Consider the following 22,351-nt stretch of genomic DNA (forward strand, 5'->3'; position numbering starts at 1 on the left):
CCGCATGGGGGCGCTCTTCGGTCGTGCGGGCACTGTCTTTGCGCTGTTGACGGCGCTTGCGGTCCTTTCCGGCTGCCAATCGTCGAGCCCCGCGGGGGCGCTCGAAAGCGTAGAGCCGCCTGCGGACGCCTCGACGCCTGCGGCCCCGCCGAGCGTGGGGCAGGGCGTGCAGATCGCCTTGTTCATGGATGCCGGCATGGGCGGGGCCGCGGATGACTATCGCGATGGCGCCCTGCTGGCCGCGAAGGCGCTCGGCGGCGGCACTCTGGCGCTGACGGTACATGACCTTCGCGGAAAACCGGGCGATGCCGCTGCCCAGGTGAAGGGGCAACTGGCTGCGGATACGCGGTTTCTCATCGGCTCGGCGTCGCTCGGCAAGGCCTTCAAGGGCGTGGCCGCCAATCCGGCCGTCGTGCTTCTGGGCAGCGAGCCCCAGCCGGGAAGCGTGGCCATCGTCTCGGACGAGATCGATGCGGCGCTGGAGGCCGCGACCTATGCCGCAGGCCAGGGCCAGTCGAAGATCATGGTGGTGGCGACACGCCCGTTGAGCAAGGCGCAGGAGCAGCGCCTGCGCGCCGGCATGACGAAGGGCGGCGCGCAACTGCTGGGAATCGTGACCGATCCCGGTTCCAGCGCGGGTCAGAAAAGCCTGGAAAAGCTTGGCGAGGCCCAGGCGGTGCTGCTGCTTGGCGCGGAGGCGCCGAGCGTCGTGGCACCGGCGCTGCGGCAGCGCGGCGGGTTGGGTGCGCAGGTTCCGTTCCTGGGCAGCCACGCCTGGCCAAGCGGCAACTATGGCGAGCCGGCGCTGGAGGGTTCGCTGCTGGCGCTGATTGACCAGACGTCGCTGAAGCGGATTTCAAAGCGTTTCGAGCAGGCCTACGGGCGACCGTTGTCGCTTGAAGCGGCGTATGGCTTCGATGCCGTCGCCGTCGCCGCGGGTCTTGCCCGGACGAAGGGCGGCCAGACCATATCGGCCGACGCCCTGCGCGGCTCGGCCGGTTTCGCCGGCGCCACCGGCGTCTTCCGCTTCGGGCCGGACGGCCGTGTCGAGCGGCGCCTGGCCATCTATCGGCTCAAGGGCGGCAAGCCCACCCTGCAACGGTCAGCGCCCGCCGGCTTCTGACGGGCAGGGAGGCCGTCGGGTGGTGGCTTCTACGCCTGGACCCCCGATGTCGCTGGGAAATTCGGACTGAAGCGATAGGCTGTGCAGCGCGTCAGGGTCCTTGACGGAGAACGGCGGCGCGGCCAAGGCATTGGCTGCGTTAAGCGAGCGTCTGTTGTTTTCGTGACGGTAACCGCACGCTCCAGGACGGTGGAGGTGTACCCAGCCAATTCGGCGTCAGCCATGCGCACGGAAATGACCTGTATGGCATCGGTACATATTGAGACACGGATATACGGTAGACAGGTTCTACCGCCGCGGATCATGGACGCCGAGTTCCTTCCACATCCACTCGAAACTGTAGGTTGCCATCGGATCAGCGGGGTCCGGCTGTTTTGCAGATTGGTTTTCGAGATATTTGAGCCATTCGGCGACCTTCTGTCGGCCTGCCGCTGATTCTGCCGCTTGACGTGGCGTTTTGTTACCGAGCATGCCGACCGGCTGATCAAGCGTTTCACGATATTGCCGGTCCATGAACTGGTGGACGACCTGCTCGGCAATTTCGGGCGGAACTTCCGAAGTTGCTTCTCCACGGTCGCGAAGCGGTCGTTCGGCCATCATCTGCTCGACGGTGCGGATTTCGGTCAGCGGCGTGCCCACAATATCGCCGAGCGCCTTGCGGACAAGGACTGTCCCCTTCTCCGCCCGCGCGGCGGAGTTGGTTGACAGGTGTAGGAACCGCCCCTTCAATTTCACATTACCCAGCACGCGTAAGCCGCTATCCATGGTGGCGTCGAAGGAAAGCGCGTCGGTCTGTTTCTCCTTCTTTTTGCCGTTCGGCTTGTCCTCGAGCCAGTTCGCCAAGGCCTTCGTTGCGCCAGATGCAATAGGTCAAAGCGAGGGCAAGCAAGGCGTCTGGATCCCTATCATTGATCGCGCGCGTGCTGTTCGCACGAAATGAATCTGGCCTTCCTTCTCGGGGTACGCCATGAGAGTGCGGACGATTCCGCGGACGGGCCGATATGGGTCAATAGGGTAGTTTGGCCCCGCATTTTGCTCACCAGGGGATATTGGAAACCTCACTCTGCACAAGGCATGATCGCCTTTAGGCATCTGTCCTAGACAAACGTAATTGTTACCTCACCAGGATAGGCACAGCCAAAACGAGCGACAGTTTCCATGCCCCGCGCCGGAACTCCGGACGCAAGGGTGACCGTAGGCATGACGGGGGGGCTATAGCAAGCTTCTCATTCCGGCACCAACGAGTCGTGATGCTAACGTGGCAAAAAAGATTGGGCCGATGCAGTGAGAATCGGCCCTAACGGGCATTTTTCAGTGGCGGTCGGCCTGTAAGCACATCAAGGCTACGATCTAGATGCCGGGCGGGGCTCTTGTGGTGCCGGCAGGTCGGTTCAAATGCTTGTTCTAGAACTGCCGCAGAAGGCTGGCCTACTTTCAGACTGCCCGGGAAATCGGGTATCTCGCCCTTGCCAAGCCGGTGACCAGTTGCTCTATCACCTTACCCCGAAACTCCACGAACGAGCCAGTGCCATCATCACCATCAACCTGTGGAGCTCGGCGAATGGTCCAAGCCACAGCATCGCCAGCCTTGTTTAACCGCTCCTCATTGAGGATCTGCGCCTCAACACCAACCAGCCTGCAGTGAGGCACGGTAGCACCATTGTCGCAAGAATATCGGTCGAGGTGTCAAGCCAGAAGTCCTTCGATAGATCAGGGTAGGCGACGACTGTATCGTTGATCTCATTGATGAGTTCTATGGCGAAAACGCCAAGAATGGCCCGGCTCGGGCTTTTCGTGAACTTGAGAAACAGGAAAAAGAGCGCCAGTCCGACGACCATGTGAAGCGTTTTGTCGGACACATGCAGAACTTGCCCGAGCCAGGCTTTGTCATGAACGATAAACAGCACGTGAAACTCCGGGAACCAAGGCAACATAGTTCTACGTCCACTACAACGCCAGTGCCGCGACAACGCCGATGATGCCGGCCTGACGGCCGGAGCCCGTAGTCACCACGTGGCAGACAGGGAAACTGCGACCCATACCAAGCTTCGTAGCATTACGCACACGCCTAGCCCATGAATCGAGGTGATTTTCGGGGTTATCGTTGTCGTCGGCTATTTGTGCCGGGCTCCAAAGCCCGGTCGACGGCATCAGCGCCATCCGTGAATCGGTTATCGTCATAGCGAGCGTGTTTAACGGCGCAATGTATCTGAATGGTGGCAGTTTGCATCAGCGTCACCATAACCATCACGTGAAAAACAGGTGATTATCGCTAGCGGCGGCGCCACCAGCAAAAGTAGAACGGACCAATCTTCAGAACCGGAATCCGGCGCTCTCGCTCGGGTGTACGCAAACTGCCTCGGGTACGGATTTTCAGTGTTCCGGCCTGCAATCGTATCCGAGCAAATGTCATGATCAATCTCGCCGACTCTGCCGCTGCTCTGTTGATGTCGATTCCTATTTGGTAGCGCTGGAAAAGTATTCCGATAGGTCGGGGATGTCGGATAGGAAGTCAGATTTATCGAAGCCCAGCCGTTTCGCCCAAGGATCAAACAGTTCGACCAAAGGAGCCGAGTTCTCCTTCGACGGGATCTCGATATCGTCTTTGTCGGCACTATCCATAGTCGCTGTTCCCAAACCTCTATTTTTGAGAATGGGCTGTAGGTCTATCCAAAAGGTAAAGCGCCTCCATTTGCGACATAAAAAGCCAGATCGTAAAGGCTGGAAATGCGGCCGGGTAATTGGAGTGCCGGGTAAACAGACCGGGTAAGGCCAATCACAAGCCGAGAGTCACCAAAAGCGACCACGCCGCGTGAGAGATGGTGTTGGCATCGCACCGTAGAAAAGCCCACCGCTCGGTTTTGGGGGCTAGCGACCGGGCCGAGGTGAGCCGGCGATTATGGCGGACCGAGCGAATCTGATCATAGTCCTGCCGCTTAATTGGACAAGGCGAGAGACCACGGGTTCACGAAGCCAGGGTTTAGAGGCGATGCTTTGCCAGGCGGAATAAGGAATTGCCCCTCTTGCATCCGATCAATGTTATCGACGCCGGAGGGACGAGTTGGCCCTTGTCTGCGTCCGCCGCGATGGACGCAGACAAGGGTGCCATCTTCATACAGCCGCTATCGAGAATGATCCGCCGCGCAGGCTTGATGCCATTTGCGTCGTCCGCAAACTTTTCTTCGTGAAGCGCAACGGATTGGCGCTCGGAAGGGGCTGCAGCACCGAGGATGCCGCCTGAGCCGGCAAACCTCAAGCTTTATTGCAGCTCTGGAAATGTGTTCACCCAATTCTCTACGGTATCGAGTTTCCAGATTAGTTCAATCCAGCCGCGTATCTCGTCGCCTATGGCGCCGCCACGGAACTGAGCAAGCCGCATAGCCTTTGCTTTCGCCTCTTGCTTGGTGAGCGCGTTGCTAGGATCGCCTTTTGTCTCATCAACGCGCGAGAGAAGCCGCTGGCCATTGATGGTCATGACGCTGACCTTGCCGACCCATTGTTTCGGATAGAAAGGCTACTGGCTCAAGATCAGGGCCCAATTGCTGAACGGCACCGCCAGCCGCAGCCGGAGCGCGTGGTTCTCACGGGCTGTTAACATGACAATTTTCTTGGGTACATGTCCCCTTAAGGGAGATTTCGCGACCATTTTTCATGACGAAGACGGGGCGTCGGACTGCCGTAATGTCTTCCACAGGGTTTCCAGCGACTCCGACAAAGTTGGCGATCTTTCCGACCTCGATCGAACCCATGGTCGACGCCAGCCCCAGCACTTCTGCAGAAAGCAAGGTTCCCGCGACAAGTGCCTTCGAGGGAGGCGTACCGAGTTCCACCGCAAGAACGAACTCCACCGCGGCTTCGGCAAGCGGATGGGTCGGTCCGCCGATAAGGCCGGTGCCGAACGCGAATCGAATACCGGCCTCACACCCGAGTTGGAAGTCGCGACACATGATTTTCCAGTGCCGCTCGTAAACGGCTTGCTCCCACTCGGGATAATGAAAGGCCTCGAGGCAACGCGATGGAAATATATCTGAGATAGCGTCGTTACGACGATCTTGCGCTCCGCCGCCAAGCGCTGGCGTGTCTGCGGCGTAATCCCGTAGCCATGCTCGATAATGTCTACGCCGCCATCGAGAGCCAGCCGGACAGCGTCCTCGCCGATATCGCGCGCGAGGCTCTGGATAAATACCCGATCCAGCTCATTCAGGGAAAACAGCAGCGTATCGGCGTCGCGCGCGCCTTCGTGACGCGCCCGAACCTTGTCGTCCCGGACGAGCCAATGCCCGACATTCGGTTCCACGGCGAGATCGTCCGGCTTATGAAGAGATTGCAGCAGGAGACGGGCTGCGCCTATCTCTTTATCTCTCACGATCTAATATCGTCCATCAGATCAGCCATCAGGTTGGCGTGATATATCTCGGGCGTATGGTTGAACAGGGCGAGGCGGATCAGATTTTTTACGATCCGCAGCACCCCTATACACGTGCGCTCCTCAGTGCGACGCTATTTCTCGATCCGCAGCAGAAGCGCGAGAAATTTCATTGTCGCCAAACCGCTCGGCAAAATGCGGCAGCGGCACAGAACGGCGTCGAACCAGAACCGGCGAACCGCCACCCGCGAGACCACCTGCCGGCCGGCAACCAGCAGAGCGGCGGCCTGCCGATCCAGACCGAGAGCCGATTACGAATCCGGGCATAGGTCAGAGTTTCGCCCTCCCAGCCCGGTTCACCTGATGCATGTACCAGAACATGATAAGGGTCAGACAGCAGAGAACTGAAAGGCTGAGGACGACAGCGGCCACGGCCAGCTTCGGCGAAGTTGCCGAACGAAGCGATAGCCACATGAGAACCGGCAGCGTCTGGCTGTCGCGATCAGTCAGGAAAAGCGCCATGATGAATTCGTTGAGCGAAACGACAAAGGCTAAAAGGGTGGATGAGATCAAACCTGTGGCCACAGCGGGAACGACGATCTCGAAAAATGTCCTAACCGGCGTGGCGCCAAGATCGTAGGCGGCCTCAATCAGGCGTCGGTCGATCATCTTGAAGATCGTTTCCATAAGCAGGAACACGAGCGGGGTTGCCCATAGCGAATGGGCCATCATAACAAGCAGCCGGGAGCCGTACAGGTCGTATCCACCGATCGACAGATGGTTGAACGAAATCGCCATGCCGAGGCCGAGCACGACACCCGGCATGAAAAGCGGCAGCAGGATCAGGATATAGAGAGTGTTCGAGAAAGGCAGGCGCTGGCGCGTGAGCGCAAAGGCGGCGGCTACTCCCGACACCGTGGATATCAGGGAGGTGCCCAGCGCAATGACGAAGCTATTGAAAAGCGCTCTGGTCCACTGGGAATCCAAGAAGAACTCGCCATACCAGACCAGAGACCATTCGCTAATAGGAAACCGCAGTTGCCGTGCCGCGCTGAAAGACGACACAAGCGTCACGGCGACAGGCAGCACGATGTAAACGATCATGATGACGAGGAATAACCGGGACAACCAGCGCAGCAGCCAAAAGCTGCGCAGCTTCGGATGAGACAGTTTAGCCACCATGAGAACGATGCTCCGGCTGTAGCCATCGTAACAGCACAATGACCACGGCAACGCCGGCGGCCAGCGCCATGGCGAGGGCAGCCGCCATCGGCCAATGATGCTTCGCGAGCATCTGGTCCTGGATGAGGAAGCCAAGTGTCCACAGGGTATCGGGGCCAAGCGCCATCGGTGTCGCATAGGCGCCCATAGTCCAGATGAAGACCTGCGCCGAAGCGATCAGGATACCGCCACGGGTGAGGGGAAACAGAACCGTGCGAAATGTCGTCAGCGGCGGGGCGCCCAGGTCTGCCGCTGCTTCCAGAACGCGCTTGTCGATCTCGTCGAAGACGGAAAGGAAGATGAAGAAACTGTATGGCAACGTTATATAGATCAGTCCTACGAACGCGGCGCCTTCCGTGTACATCAGGCTCGACCTCTGGGTGACGAGACCGGACGTATGCAGGACCAGGCTGAGCAGTCCGTTCTTCGGAAAAACCATCCACCAGCCGAAAATGATGGCTATTTCGGAAATCAGCAGCGGGCAAAGTGCGATCGCTGCGAAGAATAGTTTCCAGCGGGGCGGCTTCGTCCAGACGATGAAGGCGAAAACGTAAGAAATAGCGATTGTCAGGAAGGAGGCGATAATGGACAACCTGAGCGTATTCCATATGGCGTTCCGGATCAGTGGATCGCTGACCAGCTTGATATAATTCTCGACTGTGAATGCAGGCACGAAGAAAGCTTGGGGCTGATGCCCGTTGAAGCTCATGCGCACCATATAGAGAGCAGGAATTCCGAAAAAGACCAGCGTCAGGACAAGAGCGGGCACCAAAAGCAACCCAAGCGTAGCTGCTCTGCCGCCGACGATCGGGCTCTTCATTGGAAGATCCGCATGGCGTGGCGCGCTCGGCGCTGCTGTGGAGCCGGTATGGCGACGTCGCACCGCCCATCGCCCTGATCGTTCCAGCCTATAATGAGGAACTGAACGTCGTGGTGTCGGTTCATTCGATGCTCGCGCTCGAATATCCCAACTACGAGGTTATCGTCGTCAACGACGGCTCGAAGGACGGAACGCTGGAACGGCTGACGGAAGCCTTCGAGCTGGTGAAATTTGAGCGGCCCTACGAGGAAGTGCTGGCGCACGAGCCGATCCGCGGCCTCTACGCCTCGCGCCGGACCGACCGCCTGTTCGTGATCGACAAGGTGAACGGCGGCAAGGCCGACGCGCAGAACGCCGGCATCAATGTCTCGCGCGCACCGATCTTCTGCGTCATCGACGGCGACTCGATCCTTGAGCCCGACGCGCTCATGCGCGCGGCGCAGCCATTCATCGACGACCCGGAACGCACCGTGGCGGTCGGCGGCACCATCCGTATCGCCAACGGCTCGCGCATCGACGGCGGCCGCGTGACTGAGGTGCGGCTGCCCCGCAAGATGCTGCCGCTGTACCAGATCGTGGAATATCTGCGCGCCTTTCTCATGGCGCGGCTGGCCTGGAGCCGCATCAACACGTTGATGTTGGTCTCGGGCGCCTTCGGCGTCTTCCGCCGGGCGGAAGTGGTGGCAGCAGGTGGCGTCACTAAGGGCTCCATAGGCGAGGACCTCGATCTCATCATCAAGCTCCATCGCCACATGATGGACAGCGGGCGCGACTACCGCATCCAGTTCGTCCCCGAGCCCGTCTGCTGGACGGAAGCGCCGGAGACGCTGGGAGTTCTCGCCCGCCAGCGCGCGCGCTGGCAGCGCGGGGCGCTGGAATGTTTCTTCCGCTACCGGTCCATGCTGTTCAACCCGCGCTACGGTCGGGTGGGTTTTCTCGGCTTCGGCCATATCCTCATCGTCGACGTGCTTGGCCCGATCGCCGAAGTGCTAGGCTACATCCTCATGCCGACCTTCTGGCTGCTGGGCATCCTCGATGCCGAGTACCTGCTGGCCTTCACCGCGCTGATTTTTGTCTACGGTGTTTGCGTCAGCGTCTGCTCGCTCATCCTGGAAGAGGCCGAACTGCAGCGGTTCCCCCGGGCGCGCGACCTCGCCACCCTAACCGTCGCCGCCGTCCTGGAAAATTTCGGCTACCGCCAGATCAACAATCTCTGGAGGGTGAAAGGCTGGTGGCAACATTTGCGTGGCGACCATAGCTGGGGCGAGATGACGAGAACGGGCCTCGGCGCCGCCGAGAAATGAAACGGCCCGGCCCCGTTATCGAGGCAACAGTTCCTCGATTTCCCGGATGAGCGCCTGAAGCGCACGCCGCGCAGCATCGTCGTGGACTTCCTGAGCGATCAACAGTGTTTCCAGATCGGAAGCGCGCGCACTGATGGTGGGAAAACCGAAGGTGCCGCCGGCGCCAGCCAGCGAATGCACGGTCTTTAGCAAGGCGGCGTCCTCGGTCGCGGTGGAAAGCCGGCGGCCGTCGCCTGCGACAGCCTTCAACGCTGCAAGCTGGTCGCGGCATCGGGCAAGGAAGCGGTCCCGCAACAGGTTCAGGGCGTCTTCGGAGGCGGTCACGATAATGCGTCAGCCTTCGGACGCCATGGCGCCGAGCAGCTTGCGGATATCGCCGAAGCGGGCGATCAGGCCGAATACCAGCGCCGCGACCACGACGAAGAACACCGACACCGAGGCCATGGTCGGCGTATAGCCGTAGCGCAGGGCGTTGAAGATCTTGATCGGCAGCGTTTCCGTGGTGAAGCCGATGGTCATGTAGGCGATGATGTATTCGTTGAGCGACAGCACGAAGGCGAACGCATATCCGGAAACGAGATAGGGAAGGATCAGCGGCAACACCACGGTTTTCAGGACCGTCCGGTCGTCAGCGCCCATGGTGGCGGCGGCTTCGACCAACGCGCGGTCGATGGAGGCGAAGCCTAGCGACAGCGTCACCAGCGGCAGCGTCACGAAGAAGATGGCGTGGCTGATGATGGCGGTGAAGAACTGGCCGAACAGGCCGACCGTCGCCCAGAAGGTGAGGAAACCGAGCGCGGTGATGACCGGCGGCAGGATGAAGGGGGCAATGCCCAGCACCTGGAACACGTTCGCCCACGGCGCGATGCGCCGCCACAGGAACCAGGCGAGCGGCAGCGCAATGGCGACGGCGATCGCCGCCGAGCACAGCGCCAGCGTCACCGAGTGGATCAGCGCCAGCCGCCATTCCGGGTCGGCGAATATCTGCCCGTACCAGGCCAGCGAAAAGCCGACCGGGGGAAAGATCAACGTCTGCTTGGCGTTGAAGGAGACGCCGGCGACGACGACCAGCGGAGCGGCGAGGAAAAGCGCCACGGCAGTGAAATAGAGGCGGCGCAGGAAGGTTTCGATCATAGCGCGTTCTCCCGCCGTCCGATGAGCAGCGTCAGCCCGACCAACGCCAGCGAGATCAGCACCAGGAACACCGCCATCGCCGCTGCAAACGGCATGTTGGACTGGTAGATCGCCTGGTCGGTGATCAGGACCGACAGCGTCCAGTGCTGCGGCCGTCCGAGGATCTGCGGCAGGAGGTAGGAACCGAGCGCGAACACGAACACCATGATCAGAGTCGCCACGATGGTGTTGCGAAGCGCCGGGGTGACGACGTTGAAGAAGGCCCTGACCGGCGAGGCGCCCAGCGTGCGGGCCGCTTCCAGAAGGGTCGGATCGAGCCGCACCAGCGCGGGGTAGAGCACGAGCACCGCATAGGGCAGGGCCTGGTAGACCATGCCGGTCAGCACCGCCCCGAAGCTTGGCAGAAGCGCCACCGGCTGGTCCATCAGTCCGATGGCGACGAACAGGTTGGTGATGCCGGCGGTGCGCGAAAACAGCGTCGACCAGGCGAAGCCGATAATGACTTCCGATAGCGACAGGACCGACAGGAGCCCGACCAGCCACAGCGTCTGCACCTTTCGCGACCGCTGCGCCAAAAGATAGGTGAACGGGAGGGCGATGGCGACGCAGCAGAGCGCGACCATGATCGCCAGCATCAGCGAGAAGCCGAGCACACCGCCGAAGAACACGGACAGGAAACGGGCGTAATTGTCGAAGACGAAATCGGGCGTGTAGAAGCCGGCCGGATTGCGCCGGAAGAAACTCACCGCGATCATGGTCGAGAACGGCACGATGAAGAACACGACCAGCATCAGCCCCGGAAACACCAGTGGCGTATAGTCGGCGAGCGTCTTTGGTGGCTCGCGTCTCATGGCTTCAGCACCACGCAGCTTTCCTCCGGCATGGCGATGCCGACGTGCTGCCCGACCGTGACGTCCGGCCGTTCGCGCGGGGTGGCGACCGCCACCAGCGTCGTGCCGCCGGTCTCGACGAAGGTCTCGATGGTGCCGCCGAGGTCGCGCACGAAAGTCACCGTGCCGATAAGCGCGCCTGCGCCCGGCGCGGTCAGCTGGATATCTTCCGGCCGCACCGAAAGCGCTGCCTTCGACAGGCCGGCCGGCATGGCTAGCCCCGGCATGGCGACGCCCAGCACGGTTATCCCTCCGGCGCTGTCCGCCTCCACCGGCAGGAGGTTGGTGCTGCCGATGAAGTCGGCGACGAAGGCGTCCGCCGGCTTACGGTAGATGTCGATCGGCGGGGCTGCCTGCAGGATTTTTCCCTTGCCCATGACCACGACGAGATCGGCCATGGTCATGGCTTCGCGCTGGTCGTGGGTGACGACGATCGTGGTAATACCGAGGCGCTGCTGCAACTGTCGCAGTTCCACCTGCATCGCCTCGCGCAGCTTGGCGTCCAGCGCCGACAACGGCTCGTCCAGCAGGAACAGTTTTGGCGACAGCGAAAGCGCCCGCGCGATGGCCACGCGCTGGCGCTGGCCGCCGGAAAGCTTGGTCACCGGCCGGTCGGCGAAGCCGGGCAGGGCGATCATGGCCAGAAGTTCGTCTACGCGCTTCTTCTGCGCTTCCTTCGTGGCGCCACGAATGCGTAGCGCGTAAGCAATATTATCCCCCACCGAAAGATGAGGAAACAGTGCCAAAGACTGGAAAACCATACCAAAATTGCGCTTGTGCGTCGGCAGGGGGGTGATGTCCTCACCGTCTAGTATGACCTTGCCGCTGGTCGGCTCCTCCAGGCCGGCGACCATCCTGAGCAGGGTGGTCTTGCCGCAGCCGGACGGTCCGAGCAGGCACACGAAGCTGCCGTTTGGCACATTCAGCGCGACGTTATCGACGGCGGTGAAGTCGCCGAACGTCTTGGTAATGGCGTCGAGGGAAAGACCGGACATCAGCCGATGGCTCCGATTGCCTGTAGGTGTCTTTTTGCCGAAAGCGGTCCCGGTTTCGGGATAAAGACACGCCTAAAATCGAAAACTTAGAGCGTGCGGAGCGAAACCGGACGGTCGCGGCACGCTTCGGGACGGAAGCCCTCTCTCCCCGGCGTATGCGGGGAGAGAGGGCAGGGTGCGTGAACCTGGACGGCGGCCTCAGCCGACGATCATTTCGGTCCATTTCTGGTTCAGCCAGTCGGACTTGGTCGTGTAGAGGTCGTAGCGCGGGATGATCGGCTCGATATCCGACGACACCGCAGCGAATTCCTCCGGCGTCAGGTCGAGCACCTCGCGCTTCAGCGTCGGCGCGGTGCCGACCTTGCGCGACATCAGCGCCTGCTGGGCCGGCTGGCTCATATAGTCGATGAAGGTGTGCGCCTCCTCGGTCTTGGTCGAGGCGCGCGAGATGACCCAGCTACCCGAATCCTGGATGCCGCCTTCCTTCGGGAAGGTCGAGCGCACCGGGTTGCCGTCGGCCGCCGCCAGGCCGGTGACGTCGTGGTAATACTGGCCCATCGGGATTTCGCCCGACTTCAGCGCCTGCTCGAACTGCGCCTCGTCGCGGTACCACAGCCGCACGTTCGGCTTCACTTCCGCAAGCTTCTCGAACGCCTTGTTCAGCCCCTCTTCGGTATCGAGCGCATTGGTGCCGCCCATGAAGGTCTTGGCCGTGACTTCGAGCAGGAACGAGTTGGAGACCAGCGCCAGCAGGCCGAGCTTGTCGGCATTGGCCTTGTCCCAGAACGCCGCCCACGAGGTCGGCGCTTCCTTGTAGACATTGGTGTTGGTGACGAGGGTGATGTACCAGGCAACGGCGCCGATGCCACAGACGCGACCGTCCGGATACTTGTTGATGAAGCGCGGCAGCAGATCGCTGTTATGCTCGATCTTGTTAATGTCGATCGGCTGCCACAGCTCGGTTGCCTGGCCCTTCAACGTCGCGACCTGCGACATCATCGAGATGTCGGCCGGCGCCTGACCCGCCTTCGCAGCCTGTTCGAGCTGCACCAGCCAAGCCTCGCCGGTCGGTTCGGCAACCGATTCCACAGCAATGCCGGTCGCCTTGGTGAAGGCAGGAAAGATGTGCTCGTCGAACGATTTCTTGAAGTAGCCGCCATAGACGCCGACTTTTAGCGACTTGTCCTGGGCGCGCAGGATCGACGGCATGGCGAGCACGCCGGCCGCGGCGATACCGGCGCCGAGCACGCTGCGCCGGTTGATGGTTCCGTTCAGGATGGTTTTCATCGGTCTTTTCCTCCTTGGACCGGCACATCGCCGGATTTCATGGCGCGCCTCGATACGAGTGCGCGTATTTTCCCGTATCCGTACCTATTGCGTCAGCAGATAGCAAAGCACGAAGAACGCATTGCCGCCAAGCGATACGTAGAAGCGGCAGGCAGTCCCGAAGTGGCTTTGGCGACGGCGTTCGAGGTTCCCTCCTGGAATGATCGTTGTCGGGTGGCGGCCATTGCTCCAGGTCAACGGCCGCCTTGGCAAAGGACGCCTGAAATCAGGCGCTCTTGCGGAGCGCCGGGCTGAATACCATCAGGCTCAGGATTTCGAACAGCATCTGCGCGCCGGCATGCGCCGTGTTGGTGGTGGCGTCGTATTGCGGGGCCACCTCGACGACGTCGCCGCCGACGATGTTGAGGCCCTTCAGGCCGCGCAGCAACTCCAGCACCTCGCGCGTCGTCAGCCCGCCGATCTCCGGCGTGCCGGTGCCGGGCGCGAACGACGGATCGAGGCTGTCGACGTCGAAGGAGATGTAGGTCGGGCCGTCGCCGACGATCTTCCTCGCCCGCTCGATGATGGCGGGGATGCCGAGCCCGGTGACTTCCTCGGCATGGATGACCGTCATGCCGGACTCATAGGAGAACTCCCATAGATATTCCGACGAGCCGCGGATGCCGATCTGGATGGTGCGGGTCGGATCGAGCACGCCGTCCAGCACCGCATTGCGGAACGGCCCGCCATGGTGGAACTTGGTCAGGTCGTAGGCACCGCCGGTGTCGCAATGGGCGTCGATGTGAATCATGCCGACCGGCCGCTTCCTGCCGACCGCCTTCATGATCGGGTGGGTGACCGAGTGGTCACCGCCGACCGAAAGCGGAAGAACGCCGGCATCGACGATCTGGTTGAGGCGCTTTTCGATGTCCTCGTGGCTGAGTTCGAGCCGGTAGCGGCTCTGGAACGGCACGTCGCCGATGTCGGCGACCTTGAGCTCGTAGGTCGGCGCGCAATCGAGCACGTGGTTGTAGGGGCCGATGCGCTCGATGGCGCGCAACGCGCGCGGGCCGAAGCGTGAGCCGGTCCGGTTGGTGACGCCGAGGTCCATCGGAATGCCGATCATCGCCACCTGGAGATCGCCGAAATCCGGATTCTCCACCGAGATTTCCCGGTGTGGCGCATCGAGCAGGGTAGGCATTCCCGCATAGGGCGCGACGCGCGTGCCGCTCTTGGAGAAGATCTTATCGGCGACGCGCGCGAACTTGGGGTTGAACATCTGGCCACCATGGCTCTCGCCATATTTGGCCTGCAACGCATCCAGCTTGCTGGAATCGAAACTCATCGTCCTGCCTCCTCGACGGGCCGCTCCTGCGCCACCGGAATGCGGTGCGTGGCAAGGCGCCTCCCGCCTCAAACCTGTCATTTCCCGAGTAATCCGGCGATTGTCGGAGACAGAACATAGAAAATCAATTGATATTGTTGTACGCCCTTGTGTGAGAAAAACTCACAACGGGGCAGGGGCGGCAGGACAGGACGTGACCAAGCGATTGCCGCCGCTCAACCCGTTGCGTGCTTTCGAGGCGACGGCGCGCCATGCCTCGCTGACCAAGGCGGCGGCTGAGCTCAACGTCACCCATGGCGCGATCAGCCATCAGGTCAAGGCGCTGGAGAGCGCGCTCGGCGTAAAGCTGCTCGAACGCGCGGGCCAGCGGCTCAAGCTGACGCCGCATGGGGCCGAACTGCTGCCGGCGGTGTCAGACGCTTTCGACGGCATCGCCGCGGCCACCCAGCGGCTCACCCGGCCGGCCAGCACCGGCGCGCTGTCGCTTTCCTGCGTGCCGGCGCTGCTGTCGCTGTGGCTGATCCCCAGGCTCGGCAGTTTCACCGCGCAATATCCGGACATACGGCTGACGCTGATCGGCTCGAACGACCCGCAGGACCTGCGCTCGCCCGACATCGACCTGTGCCTGCATTATGGCGACGGCACCTGGGCCGACTGCTTCGTGCGCAAATGGTCGAGCCTGGAACTATTCCCGGTTGTCAGCCCGACCCTAATCAACAACAGGCCGATCCGCAGCATCCGCGACCTTGCCGAGCACACGCTGCTGCATGGCGACGACGGGCGCGAATGGCGCACGTGGCTGATGGCGGCGGATGCCATCCACCTCGAACGCGGCAAGCGCCACTACATGGTTGATGCGCGGCTGTCGATCGAAGCTGCCACCCACGGCCACGGCGTGGCGCTGGGCGATACCGTCACCGCCAGCGAACTTTTGGCCAAGGGCCAGCTCGTCGCGCCGTTCAATCTGTCGGTTCCGGCCGCCGACGATTTCTACATCGTCTGCCGCAACGAGATGAAGGCGGCGCCGATCGTGAAAGTGTTTATCGACTGGCTGTTTTCGGAAAAGGACCAGGCCGACAGCCGCACATCCGCCCCTGTTGCGGGCCGCATCGGTAGCCGAAGGAAACGCTCGACCCGACTCTTGCGGCAACCATGACGCAAAATACGGTAGGGATTCGTTCAAGGAAATCAGACATTTGCCGTCATAAATTTATGTAGGTTCTATACCAAAGTGTGAGGCAGGCCTTGCATTTTCGGCAAGATGCCTTAAATATTTGGGCAGATTGCCGGAGCTTGGACCATGAACACTCCTGTCGCACTCATCGACGATGTAGCACGCAAACTCGGCGGCGCCGCCGTGCTGGGCGCCGATGTCCGGTCCCAGGCCGATCTCGCCATGATGGTGCGGCGCCGGCTTCCGCTGGCGGCCCTGAAGGGCTTGTCGCTTGCCGGACTGAGCGAACAGGAGATCGAGCGCTTCGTCATCCCGCAGCGCACGCGCCGGCATCGCGCGGAAAAGAACGAGCCTCTGACGGTCGAGGAGTCCGACCGAGCCGTGCGGCTCGCCCGTATCCAGTCACTTGCGGAAGAGACTTTTGGCGATCCGGCCAAGGCGAACCGTTGGCTGCGCAAGGAACTGGCGGAGCTGGGCGGCGAGGCGCCGCTGACCGTGGCGCAGACCGAGGCGGGCACGCGCGTCATCGAAACCATCCTCGGCAAGATCGCCTGGGGTGCCGCCGCCTGATGCGGCTCTGGCGACTTTCCAGCCTGAAATTCGCGGAAGCCATGGACGGCGGTTACGGGCTGCTATTCGACGGGCGCTGGAACACCGTCGGCCACCCGGTGACCTACACGGCCACGTCGCCATCTCTCTGCGTTCTGGAAAAGCTTGTCCATGTCGAGGACCCGGCACTGCTGCCGGCGCTCGCCATGGTGGTCTACGACGTGCCCGACGAGACACCGAGCGCGCAGCGAGCCTTGTCCGACCTGCCTGACGACTGGCGCCGCAGGGAGGCCGACACACAGCGGATGGGTGACGAATGGCTGGCCGGGCAAGAACAGCCGCTGCTGTTCGTGCCGTCGTCGATCGTGCCGCTGGCTGGCAGCCCGGACTGGAACGTAGTTATCAACCACCGCCATCCCGCAGCGGCGTCAGTCAGGATAGAGCGGATAGAAGCTTTCGAACTGGATGTCCGGCTACTTGGGTAAGCGGCGCAAATAACAGAGCCACGTCAACAGCTTAGACAGTTCCATAAGATAGATTATGCGACTTCGGAGTATTGGCGCAAAGTTAAAATGTCCTGTTTCTGCAAAGTAGGAATGTCGCTCTAGCTGCCCGGGTGTCAGTATCCCTGCCCACCTCGACAGCATGGGAGACAGCAGATTGGGACTGATCGTGATGAGCGAACGCGAGCTGCAACGCATCGAGGTGCTGTCGAAAGTTTTTGAGCAAGGCATGACCGTGGTGGCGGCCGCGCATGTATTGGAGTTGACCACACGCCAGGTTCAGCGGCTGTTGAAGAACTTCCAAGCTGACGGCGCGGCTGCGCTTCGGCACAAATCTCGAGGACGCCCCTCCAACAATCGATATGCTGTCGGCATCAGCGACCTGGCTGTGCAGTTGGTCCGCGAACACTATCTCGATTTCGGACCGACCCTGGCGGCCGAGAAGCTAGCGGCGAACCATAGCCTGGTTGTGTCGCGTGAGACGCTTCGCAAATGGATGGGCGATGCCGGAATCTGGCTGTCGCGCAAGCAGCGCCGAACATTCCATCAGCCGAGATTACGTCGGGAGTCATATGGCGAGCTGGTGCAGATCGACGGCAGTGATCATCGTTGGTTCGAGGAGCGGGGCGATCCATGCACCTTGCTCGTCTTCATCGACGACGCGACCAGCACGCTCCAGCAGCTGCGTTTTGTGAAGTCGGAGAGCACATTCAGCTACTTCGAGGCTCTTGAGCTCTATATGAAGGCGCACGGGTGCCCGGTGGCGTTCTACTCTGACAAGCACACGGTGTTTCGGGTGGCGAAGGCCGAAGCTCGCGCCGGCCGCGGCATGACGCAGTTCGGTCGGGCCCTTGCAGAGCTCAACATCGAGATTCTATGCGCCAATTCGAGTCAGGCCAAAGGCCGTGTCGAGCGGGTCAATCGGACCCTGCAGGACCGTCTTGTGAAGGAACTGCGCCTCGCCGGCATATCGGACATCGAGGCGGCCAATGCTTTCCTGCCGGCGTTCGTTGCCGACTTCAACGAGAGGTTCGCCAAGATCCCTGCCCGGCCGGATAATCTGCATCGCGTCTTGAACTTGGCGCCGGATCGGCTGCGTGACGTGCTGTGCAAACGCGAACAGCGCCATGTTGGGCAGCAATTGTCGTTTTCCTATGAACGCAAGCACATCATGCTGGAGAAGAATGACATCTCGATCGGTTTGGTCGGCAAGTATGTCGACATCTATGAGTTCGCCGATGGTCGCGTGGACGTTCGCTGGAAGGCGTGTTCCCTGCCCTATACGATTTTCGATAAAGAGCAGCGCGTAACACATACGGCAATCACGGAGAACAAGCGGCTCGGCGAGGTTCTGTCCTGGATCAAAGCCCGGCAGGAAGAGGAGCGACCGGTGCCGAAGATCAAGACGAACAGCGAGCAGGCTGGCTACAAGAAGCGCGGCAGGAAGCCAGGACGCAGGGCGGATTTCATGACCGATCCCGCGATCATTGCTCGGCGGCGGCAGGCGCTTTCCCAGCAAAGTGCGGTGGAGCTAGGACAAACTTACCCGGCACGGCTCAATGGAGAGTGAGTTCGGATTGCATGTCGGAGTCCAGCTTTAAGCAGGCAGCCCACAACGGTGTCTTGTGGTAGGTTCCATCCTGCCAAATGGTCAGTCCCTGGCGATCTTCGTGCAGCAATCCCAGCCAGCACAGCGGGCGAATGACATCGTAGCGGAGTGCCGACCTTTCCGTCCAGGATTCGAAAGTCATTTCTGCTGGTTCCGGGTACGACTCGCTCGGGTATAGCTCGTTTGCCAGATCGTTCAGCGAACAGCCCTTTCTCGCCTTGATATTGATAAGATTGAGAAAGACGTGCCACCACTGCATCCGCTCACGGACATCGTGCTGTGTTTGCCCGTCGTGGATATAGGCATAAAGATAGTCGGTCGCGATCAGATCAAAGAAGACTTGCGGCCTTGCAATAAATTCTCGACCGCGTCGGGTTGGTAGCAGTACGTCTTTTCGCCGCCGAAGAAGCCGTAAATGCTTGAGCATGTCGCGGACGACCAAAAGCGGCGGCATATCGGCTTCGTTGAGAACTTTGTTGATGCTGTATAGATCCTCCGACGTGTAGCCAGGCCAATCGAAGTGAACGGCGGCCCAGTGCACGAATTTGCGGTTCATCGCCCCGGATGCAGTCAGACCGATGCCCCCTTCGGTTTCGGCATAGGATACGGCCAGGACCATGCCGCGAAGCAGCGGCGACAGGGCCAGTACATCGACGTCGGCAAGCAGCTCAATGTGTGGAAGCATTACCCAAATCCTGCCAGAACCAACGGAACGTCTATCCGATCCGGATCATTCCCCAGGAGCGGGATGATTGAAAGCCTGAACTCTAAAGCCGAAAGGTGCCCCTCACCCGCCCCGATCTGTCCTTGCAACCCTGACCAGCCGGTCAGATCGGGGCTGGTCGCTGCGCCGTGTCGCGGCTTGAAGTGACATTTTTACTTTGCGCAACAGCGGACATTCCAACCTGGCCGCCACACGGAGTGTAGCGGCTATTTAGTAATGCGACAGTTGGGCCAGTTAGAGATGCGACAGTCTCGCCTCTCGACGCGCTGGTCAATGCCAACGTCGGGAGCAAGGATGACGACCTTCAGCCTGGTCGAGACCATGAGCGGTCGGAGTCGTCATGTCCTGTTTGATCACCATGTCGCAGAAAGAATTGCATCGCCTCGAAGTTATCCAGAAGATCCGTGACGAACGCCTGAGCGTCGTCCAGGCCGCCGGACTGCTCGACCTCAGTCGAAGTCAGGTCCATCGGTTGTTGCAGGTCTATGACCGGGATGGTCCAGCCGGCCTCGTTTCGAAGAAGCGCTCGCAGCCGAGCAACCGGCGCCACAGCGAGGAGTTTCGCAATGCAACGCTGGATCTGATCCGCGAGCACTATCTGGATTTCGGTCCGACGCTGGCGCGTGAGAAGCTGATCGAGCTGCACCGGATCTCTGTTGCCAAGGAGACGCTGCGGCAGTGGATGACCGAGGCCGGCATCTGGATCTCGCGTCGCGAACGCAAGAAACGGGTTTTCCAGCCACGCGGCCGGCGTGACTGCTTTGGCGAACTGGTGCAAATCGATGGGTCACATCACTGGTGGTTCGAGAACCGTGGGCCCAAATGCGCCCTGCTCGTTTATATCGACGATGCCACCGGAAAGCTTCTGCATCTGCACTTTGCCGGATCGGAGAACACGTTCGACTATCTGCATGCGACGAAGGCCTACCTGCAGCAATGGGGCAAGCCGCTGGCATTCTATAGCGACAAGCACGGCGTCTTTCGCTCCACGCATGCGTCGGAGAAGGACCGGACGAGCGGCCTGACACAATTCGGTCGGGCTCTTTATGAGCTGAACATCGACATCATCTGTGCCAACACTCCGCAGGCCAAGGGTCGTGTGGAACGCGCGAACCAGACATTGCAGGATCGGCTGGTCAAGGAGATGCGGCTTCGAGGCATCGATACGATCGAAGCTGCCAATGCCTATACGCCTGAGTTCATTGCGGATTTCAATGCCCGCTTCGGCAAAGTGCCGCGTAATCCGAAGGACATGCATCGTCCGCTCGCGGACCATGAGAACCTTGATGGCGCCATGTGCCGCAAGGAGTTCCGCACACTGTCGCAAGCCTTGACGCTGCGCTATGACAAGGTGCTGTTCATCCTCGATCCGAGCGCCTTTGCGAAGAGCCTTGCCGGCAAGAAGGTTGTTGTCTGCGACTATCCCGACGGCCGGCTTGAGATCATGGAAGGCAGCACATCCCTGCCCTACAGGACATTCGACAAGTTGCGCTCGGTTCACAGATCCGACGTCGTCGAGAACAAGCGCCTGGACGAAGCCCTTGCAATGGTGGCCGAGATGCAGGCTGGCCGCGACCTGCAGCGCAGCCAGCACGGCCCGCGCCGCACGGGCCAGGCGAGCCATCTGTTCGGCATTCCCGACGGTAGCCAGAGCAACGGTTATGTCAAGCGCGGCACGAAGCCGGGCAGACGGACGGATTTCATGAACGACCCTGCCGTCATCGCACGGCGGGAACAGGCACTGGCAAGGTTGGCCGCGGCCGAGTGAAGGCGGCTTTCAAAGCTAAAGCCGAGGGAGCCAAGCTGGATCGCACCCGATCGGGCTCTGCAACCCCGACCAGCTGACGCCCGATCGGGCGCTCAGGTCGATGCCAAGATCCAGCTTCGACGTTGATACGACATTTCTACTTCGCAGGCGCTGTGTAGCCCTGCCCTGTCCCTGTCGCATTTCTAAGGGGCATGGTGGTCAGCCACATTGAGCCTAGAACGCTGACCGAAGCGCTTTCAGCAAAAGCTGCTGGCCACCAGTCGGTGAGGCAGCACCCCTGCCCTCGCTGCAACGTCGTACTTCTGGGACAGCCCGGCCTCGGCATCGCTTGCCTCAAGGCACCACCGTCGCCATCAGGTAGCTGATGCCGGCGATGAATACGGATGCCATGCCGGCAAGCAGCAACGGCGGCAGGCCATGCTGCCTGAGCTTCGACACGCTGGTCCCCAACCCGAGCGCGGCCATTGCCGCCGTCAGCAATACCGGCGTCGCGACCACGATCGGCTCGCGGATGGCATCCGGGACGATCCCGAGACTGTTGACGACCGCCAGGGCCAGAAACCCAACCACGAAGAACGGCACCAGTGCAATTTCCTTGCCTTTCCCGGCCGCCTGACCACGCGGTCGCGAAAGGAAGAAGGACAGGATGACGACGAGCGGCGCCAGCATCATGATGCGCGCAAGCTTCGTCACCACCGCGACCTCGCCCGCCCCGGCCCCGCCCTGGAATCCCGCGCCGACGACCTGTGCAACCTCGTGGACCGACAGGCCGACCCACAGGCCGTAGGCGCGGTCCGAAATTCCGGTGATCATCGCCACGAAAGGAAACAGGAACATGGCGATCGTGCCGAAAAGCGTGATGCAGGCCACGGCGTAGGCAACATCTTCGTCATCGGCGCCGGTGACCGCGTTTGCCGCCGCAATTGCCGATGCGCCGCAAACGGAAGTCCCGGCGGCAAGTAGGTGCGCGAGCCGGCGATTGACTCCGAGCAGCCGCCCCATCCAGAGCGTGAACAGGAATGTGGTACCCAGCCCGAGGGCCGCAAAGCCCACTCCGCGCAGGCCGATGTCGCTGAGCTGCGCGAACGAGATTTGCAGGCCGAGCAGCGCCACGGCGAGGCGCAGGAGACGCTTGCCCGAGAGCGAGATACCCGACGCCGCGGACGCATGGGTGCCGACCACGTTTGCAAACAGCATCCCCACGAAGATCGCCGATATCATCGGACTCAACTGCGACACGTAAGGCAAATGCCGAAGGCCGTACGCGGAAGCGGTGATGACCGCGACCAGGATCAGGCCGGGCGCATAGCGGGCGATATTGCTGTTGGCGTTTTCATCCGTGGTCGCAAGGACAGACATGGGGCACTCGAAATGTCATTCCAGAAAGTACCCGCGGTCTACCCAATCATGCCCGGATTATCCAATTGGATTAGAAGAACGTTCCAATCGATATTGCAGAACAATTGGCCCTTCGCCCCCTACTCTGCATCCCGCATGGATCATTCCAGGGGTCGCGTCAGGCAAACAGGTGCGCCAGTTCGCCTGGAACCTGATCCGGGC

General features: G+C 61.1%; 24 protein-coding genes. 9 read left to right on the forward strand and 15 right to left on the reverse strand.

Annotation, left to right across the window (positions count from 1 at the left end; all coding sequences use genetic code 11):
• Window positions 1-1,123, forward strand: a 1,123-nt coding sequence (locus ACFOHJ_RS09350; RefSeq protein ID WP_378220232.1) for a hypothetical protein, incomplete at its 5' end; no start/stop codon positions are given.
• Window positions 1,124-1,411: 288 nt separating this feature from the next.
• Here ACFOHJ_RS09350 and ACFOHJ_RS09355 read toward each other — a convergent pair.
• The 5 genes from ACFOHJ_RS09355 to ACFOHJ_RS09375 all read right to left on the reverse strand — a co-directional run bounded on the left by ACFOHJ_RS09355 (window position 1,412) and on the right by ACFOHJ_RS09375 (window position 5,070).
• Window positions 1,412-1,966: a hypothetical protein gene (locus ACFOHJ_RS09355; RefSeq protein WP_378220233.1), complete on the reverse strand. Its 555-nt coding sequence runs from the start codon at window positions 1,964-1,966 to the stop codon at window positions 1,412-1,414.
• A gap of 749 nt (window positions 1,967-2,715) precedes the next feature.
• A complete protein-coding gene (locus ACFOHJ_RS09360; protein ID WP_378220234.1) occupies window positions 2,716-3,030 on the reverse strand; it encodes a hypothetical protein in 315 nt (104 codons plus the stop codon).
• A 550-nt stretch (window positions 3,031-3,580) separates the two neighbouring features.
• Window positions 3,581-3,745: a hypothetical protein gene (locus ACFOHJ_RS09365; RefSeq protein WP_378220235.1), complete on the reverse strand. Its 165-nt coding sequence runs from the start codon at window positions 3,743-3,745 to the stop codon at window positions 3,581-3,583.
• A 637-nt stretch (window positions 3,746-4,382) separates the two neighbouring features.
• Window positions 4,383-4,598, reverse strand: coding sequence for a hypothetical protein (locus ACFOHJ_RS09370; RefSeq protein ID WP_378220236.1), 216 nt, complete (start codon window positions 4,596-4,598; stop codon window positions 4,383-4,385).
• A gap of 106 nt (window positions 4,599-4,704) precedes the next feature.
• Window positions 4,705-5,070: an amidohydrolase family protein gene (locus tag ACFOHJ_RS09375; RefSeq protein ID WP_378220237.1), complete on the reverse strand. Its 366-nt coding sequence runs from the start codon at window positions 5,068-5,070 to the stop codon at window positions 4,705-4,707.
• A 155-nt stretch (window positions 5,071-5,225) separates the two neighbouring features.
• Here ACFOHJ_RS09375 and ACFOHJ_RS09380 point away from each other — a divergent pair, with 155 nt between their 5' ends.
• Together ACFOHJ_RS09380 and ACFOHJ_RS09385 are read left to right on the forward strand one after the other, a co-directional pair.
• Entirely contained in the window at window positions 5,226-5,531 is a 306-nt protein-coding gene (locus tag ACFOHJ_RS09380; protein WP_378220238.1) for an ATP-binding cassette domain-containing protein, read from the forward strand.
• Between the two features lie 14 nt (window positions 5,532-5,545).
• A complete protein-coding gene (locus tag ACFOHJ_RS09385) occupies window positions 5,546-5,818 on the forward strand; it encodes an ABC transporter ATP-binding protein (RefSeq protein WP_378220239.1) in 273 nt (90 codons plus the stop codon).
• A gap of 1 nt (window position 5,819) precedes the next feature.
• Here ACFOHJ_RS09385 and ACFOHJ_RS09390 read toward each other — a convergent pair whose 3' ends face one another.
• Window positions 5,820-6,671: an ABC transporter permease gene (locus tag ACFOHJ_RS09390; RefSeq protein WP_378220240.1), complete on the reverse strand. Its 852-nt coding sequence runs from the start codon at window positions 6,669-6,671 to the stop codon at window positions 5,820-5,822.
• Window positions 6,661-7,530: an ABC transporter permease gene (locus ACFOHJ_RS09395; protein ID WP_378220241.1), complete on the reverse strand. Its 870-nt coding sequence runs from the start codon at window positions 7,528-7,530 to the stop codon at window positions 6,661-6,663. Before ACFOHJ_RS09395 ends, ACFOHJ_RS09390 begins: the two co-directional genes overlap by 11 nt.
• Here ACFOHJ_RS09395 and ACFOHJ_RS09400 point away from each other — a divergent pair.
• Complete coding sequence (locus tag ACFOHJ_RS09400) at window positions 7,530-8,834, forward strand: glycosyltransferase family 2 protein (protein ID WP_378220242.1); 1,305 nt, start codon at window positions 7,530-7,532, stop codon at window positions 8,832-8,834. The two genes, ACFOHJ_RS09395 and ACFOHJ_RS09400, sit on opposite strands and share 1 nt — an antisense overlap.
• A 15-nt stretch (window positions 8,835-8,849) precedes the next feature.
• Here ACFOHJ_RS09400 and ACFOHJ_RS09405 read toward each other — a convergent pair whose 3' ends face one another.
• From ACFOHJ_RS09405 to speB, 6 genes are all read right to left on the reverse strand, one after another.
• Window positions 8,850-9,158: an Hpt domain-containing protein gene (locus ACFOHJ_RS09405; RefSeq protein WP_378220243.1), complete on the reverse strand. Its 309-nt coding sequence runs from the start codon at window positions 9,156-9,158 to the stop codon at window positions 8,850-8,852.
• A 9-nt stretch (window positions 9,159-9,167) separates the two neighbouring features.
• On the reverse strand, window positions 9,168-9,968 hold the full coding sequence (locus ACFOHJ_RS09410; RefSeq protein ID WP_378220244.1) for an ABC transporter permease: 801 nt from the start codon (window positions 9,966-9,968) through the stop codon (window positions 9,168-9,170).
• Entirely contained in the window at window positions 9,965-10,819 is an 855-nt protein-coding gene (locus tag ACFOHJ_RS09415; protein ID WP_378220245.1) for an ABC transporter permease, read from the reverse strand. Before ACFOHJ_RS09415 ends, ACFOHJ_RS09410 begins: the two co-directional genes overlap by 4 nt.
• Window positions 10,816-11,853 (reverse strand): ABC transporter ATP-binding protein, encoded by a 1,038-nt coding sequence (locus ACFOHJ_RS09420; protein WP_378220246.1) that lies wholly within the window; start codon window positions 11,851-11,853, stop codon window positions 10,816-10,818. Before ACFOHJ_RS09420 ends, ACFOHJ_RS09415 begins: the two co-directional genes overlap by 4 nt.
• Before the next feature lie 198 nt (window positions 11,854-12,051).
• A complete protein-coding gene (locus ACFOHJ_RS09425) occupies window positions 12,052-13,140 on the reverse strand; it encodes an ABC transporter substrate-binding protein (protein WP_378220247.1) in 1,089 nt (362 codons plus the stop codon).
• Between the two features lie 265 nt (window positions 13,141-13,405).
• Complete coding sequence (gene speB, locus ACFOHJ_RS09430; RefSeq protein ID WP_378220248.1) at window positions 13,406-14,464, reverse strand: agmatinase; 1,059 nt, start codon at window positions 14,462-14,464, stop codon at window positions 13,406-13,408.
• A 193-nt stretch (window positions 14,465-14,657) separates the two neighbouring features.
• Here speB and gcvA point away from each other — a divergent pair, with 193 nt between their 5' ends.
• From gcvA to ACFOHJ_RS09450, 4 genes are all read left to right on the forward strand, one after another.
• A complete protein-coding gene (gene gcvA / locus ACFOHJ_RS09435) occupies window positions 14,658-15,620 on the forward strand; it encodes a transcriptional regulator GcvA (RefSeq protein ID WP_378220249.1) in 963 nt (320 codons plus the stop codon).
• 144 nt (window positions 15,621-15,764) lie between these two features.
• Entirely contained in the window at window positions 15,765-16,208 is a 444-nt protein-coding gene (parS, locus tag ACFOHJ_RS09440) for a type II RES/Xre toxin-antitoxin system antitoxin (protein WP_378220250.1), read from the forward strand.
• Window positions 16,208-16,672 (forward strand): RES family NAD+ phosphorylase, encoded by a 465-nt coding sequence (locus ACFOHJ_RS09445; RefSeq protein WP_378220251.1) that lies wholly within the window; start codon window positions 16,208-16,210, stop codon window positions 16,670-16,672. Before parS ends, ACFOHJ_RS09445 begins: the two co-directional genes overlap by 1 nt.
• A 175-nt stretch (window positions 16,673-16,847) precedes the next feature.
• Window positions 16,848-18,260: an ISNCY family transposase gene (locus ACFOHJ_RS09450; RefSeq protein ID WP_378220252.1), complete on the forward strand. Its 1,413-nt coding sequence runs from the start codon at window positions 16,848-16,850 to the stop codon at window positions 18,258-18,260.
• Here the strand turns inward: ACFOHJ_RS09450 and ACFOHJ_RS09455 are convergent.
• Window positions 18,247-18,984, reverse strand: coding sequence for a hypothetical protein (locus ACFOHJ_RS09455; protein ID WP_378220253.1), 738 nt, complete (start codon window positions 18,982-18,984; stop codon window positions 18,247-18,249). The two genes, ACFOHJ_RS09450 and ACFOHJ_RS09455, sit on opposite strands and share 14 nt — an antisense overlap.
• A 379-nt stretch (window positions 18,985-19,363) precedes the next feature.
• On the opposite strand from ACFOHJ_RS09455, the gene ACFOHJ_RS09460 reads away from it, so the two are divergent.
• Entirely contained in the window at window positions 19,364-20,791 is a 1,428-nt protein-coding gene (locus ACFOHJ_RS09460) for an ISNCY family transposase (protein ID WP_378220254.1), read from the forward strand.
• 333 nt (window positions 20,792-21,124) lie between these two features.
• On the opposite strand, the gene ACFOHJ_RS09465 is transcribed toward ACFOHJ_RS09460, so the two are convergent.
• Window positions 21,125-22,150 (reverse strand): YeiH family protein, encoded by a 1,026-nt coding sequence (locus ACFOHJ_RS09465; RefSeq protein WP_378220255.1) that lies wholly within the window; start codon window positions 22,148-22,150, stop codon window positions 21,125-21,127.
• Window positions 22,151-22,351 lie beyond the last annotated feature (201 nt).

The sequence above is a fragment of the Aquamicrobium soli genome (genome assembly GCF_042646345.1).
GTDB classification, from domain to species: Bacteria; Pseudomonadota; Alphaproteobacteria; order Rhizobiales; family Rhizobiaceae; genus Mesorhizobium; species Mesorhizobium soli_A.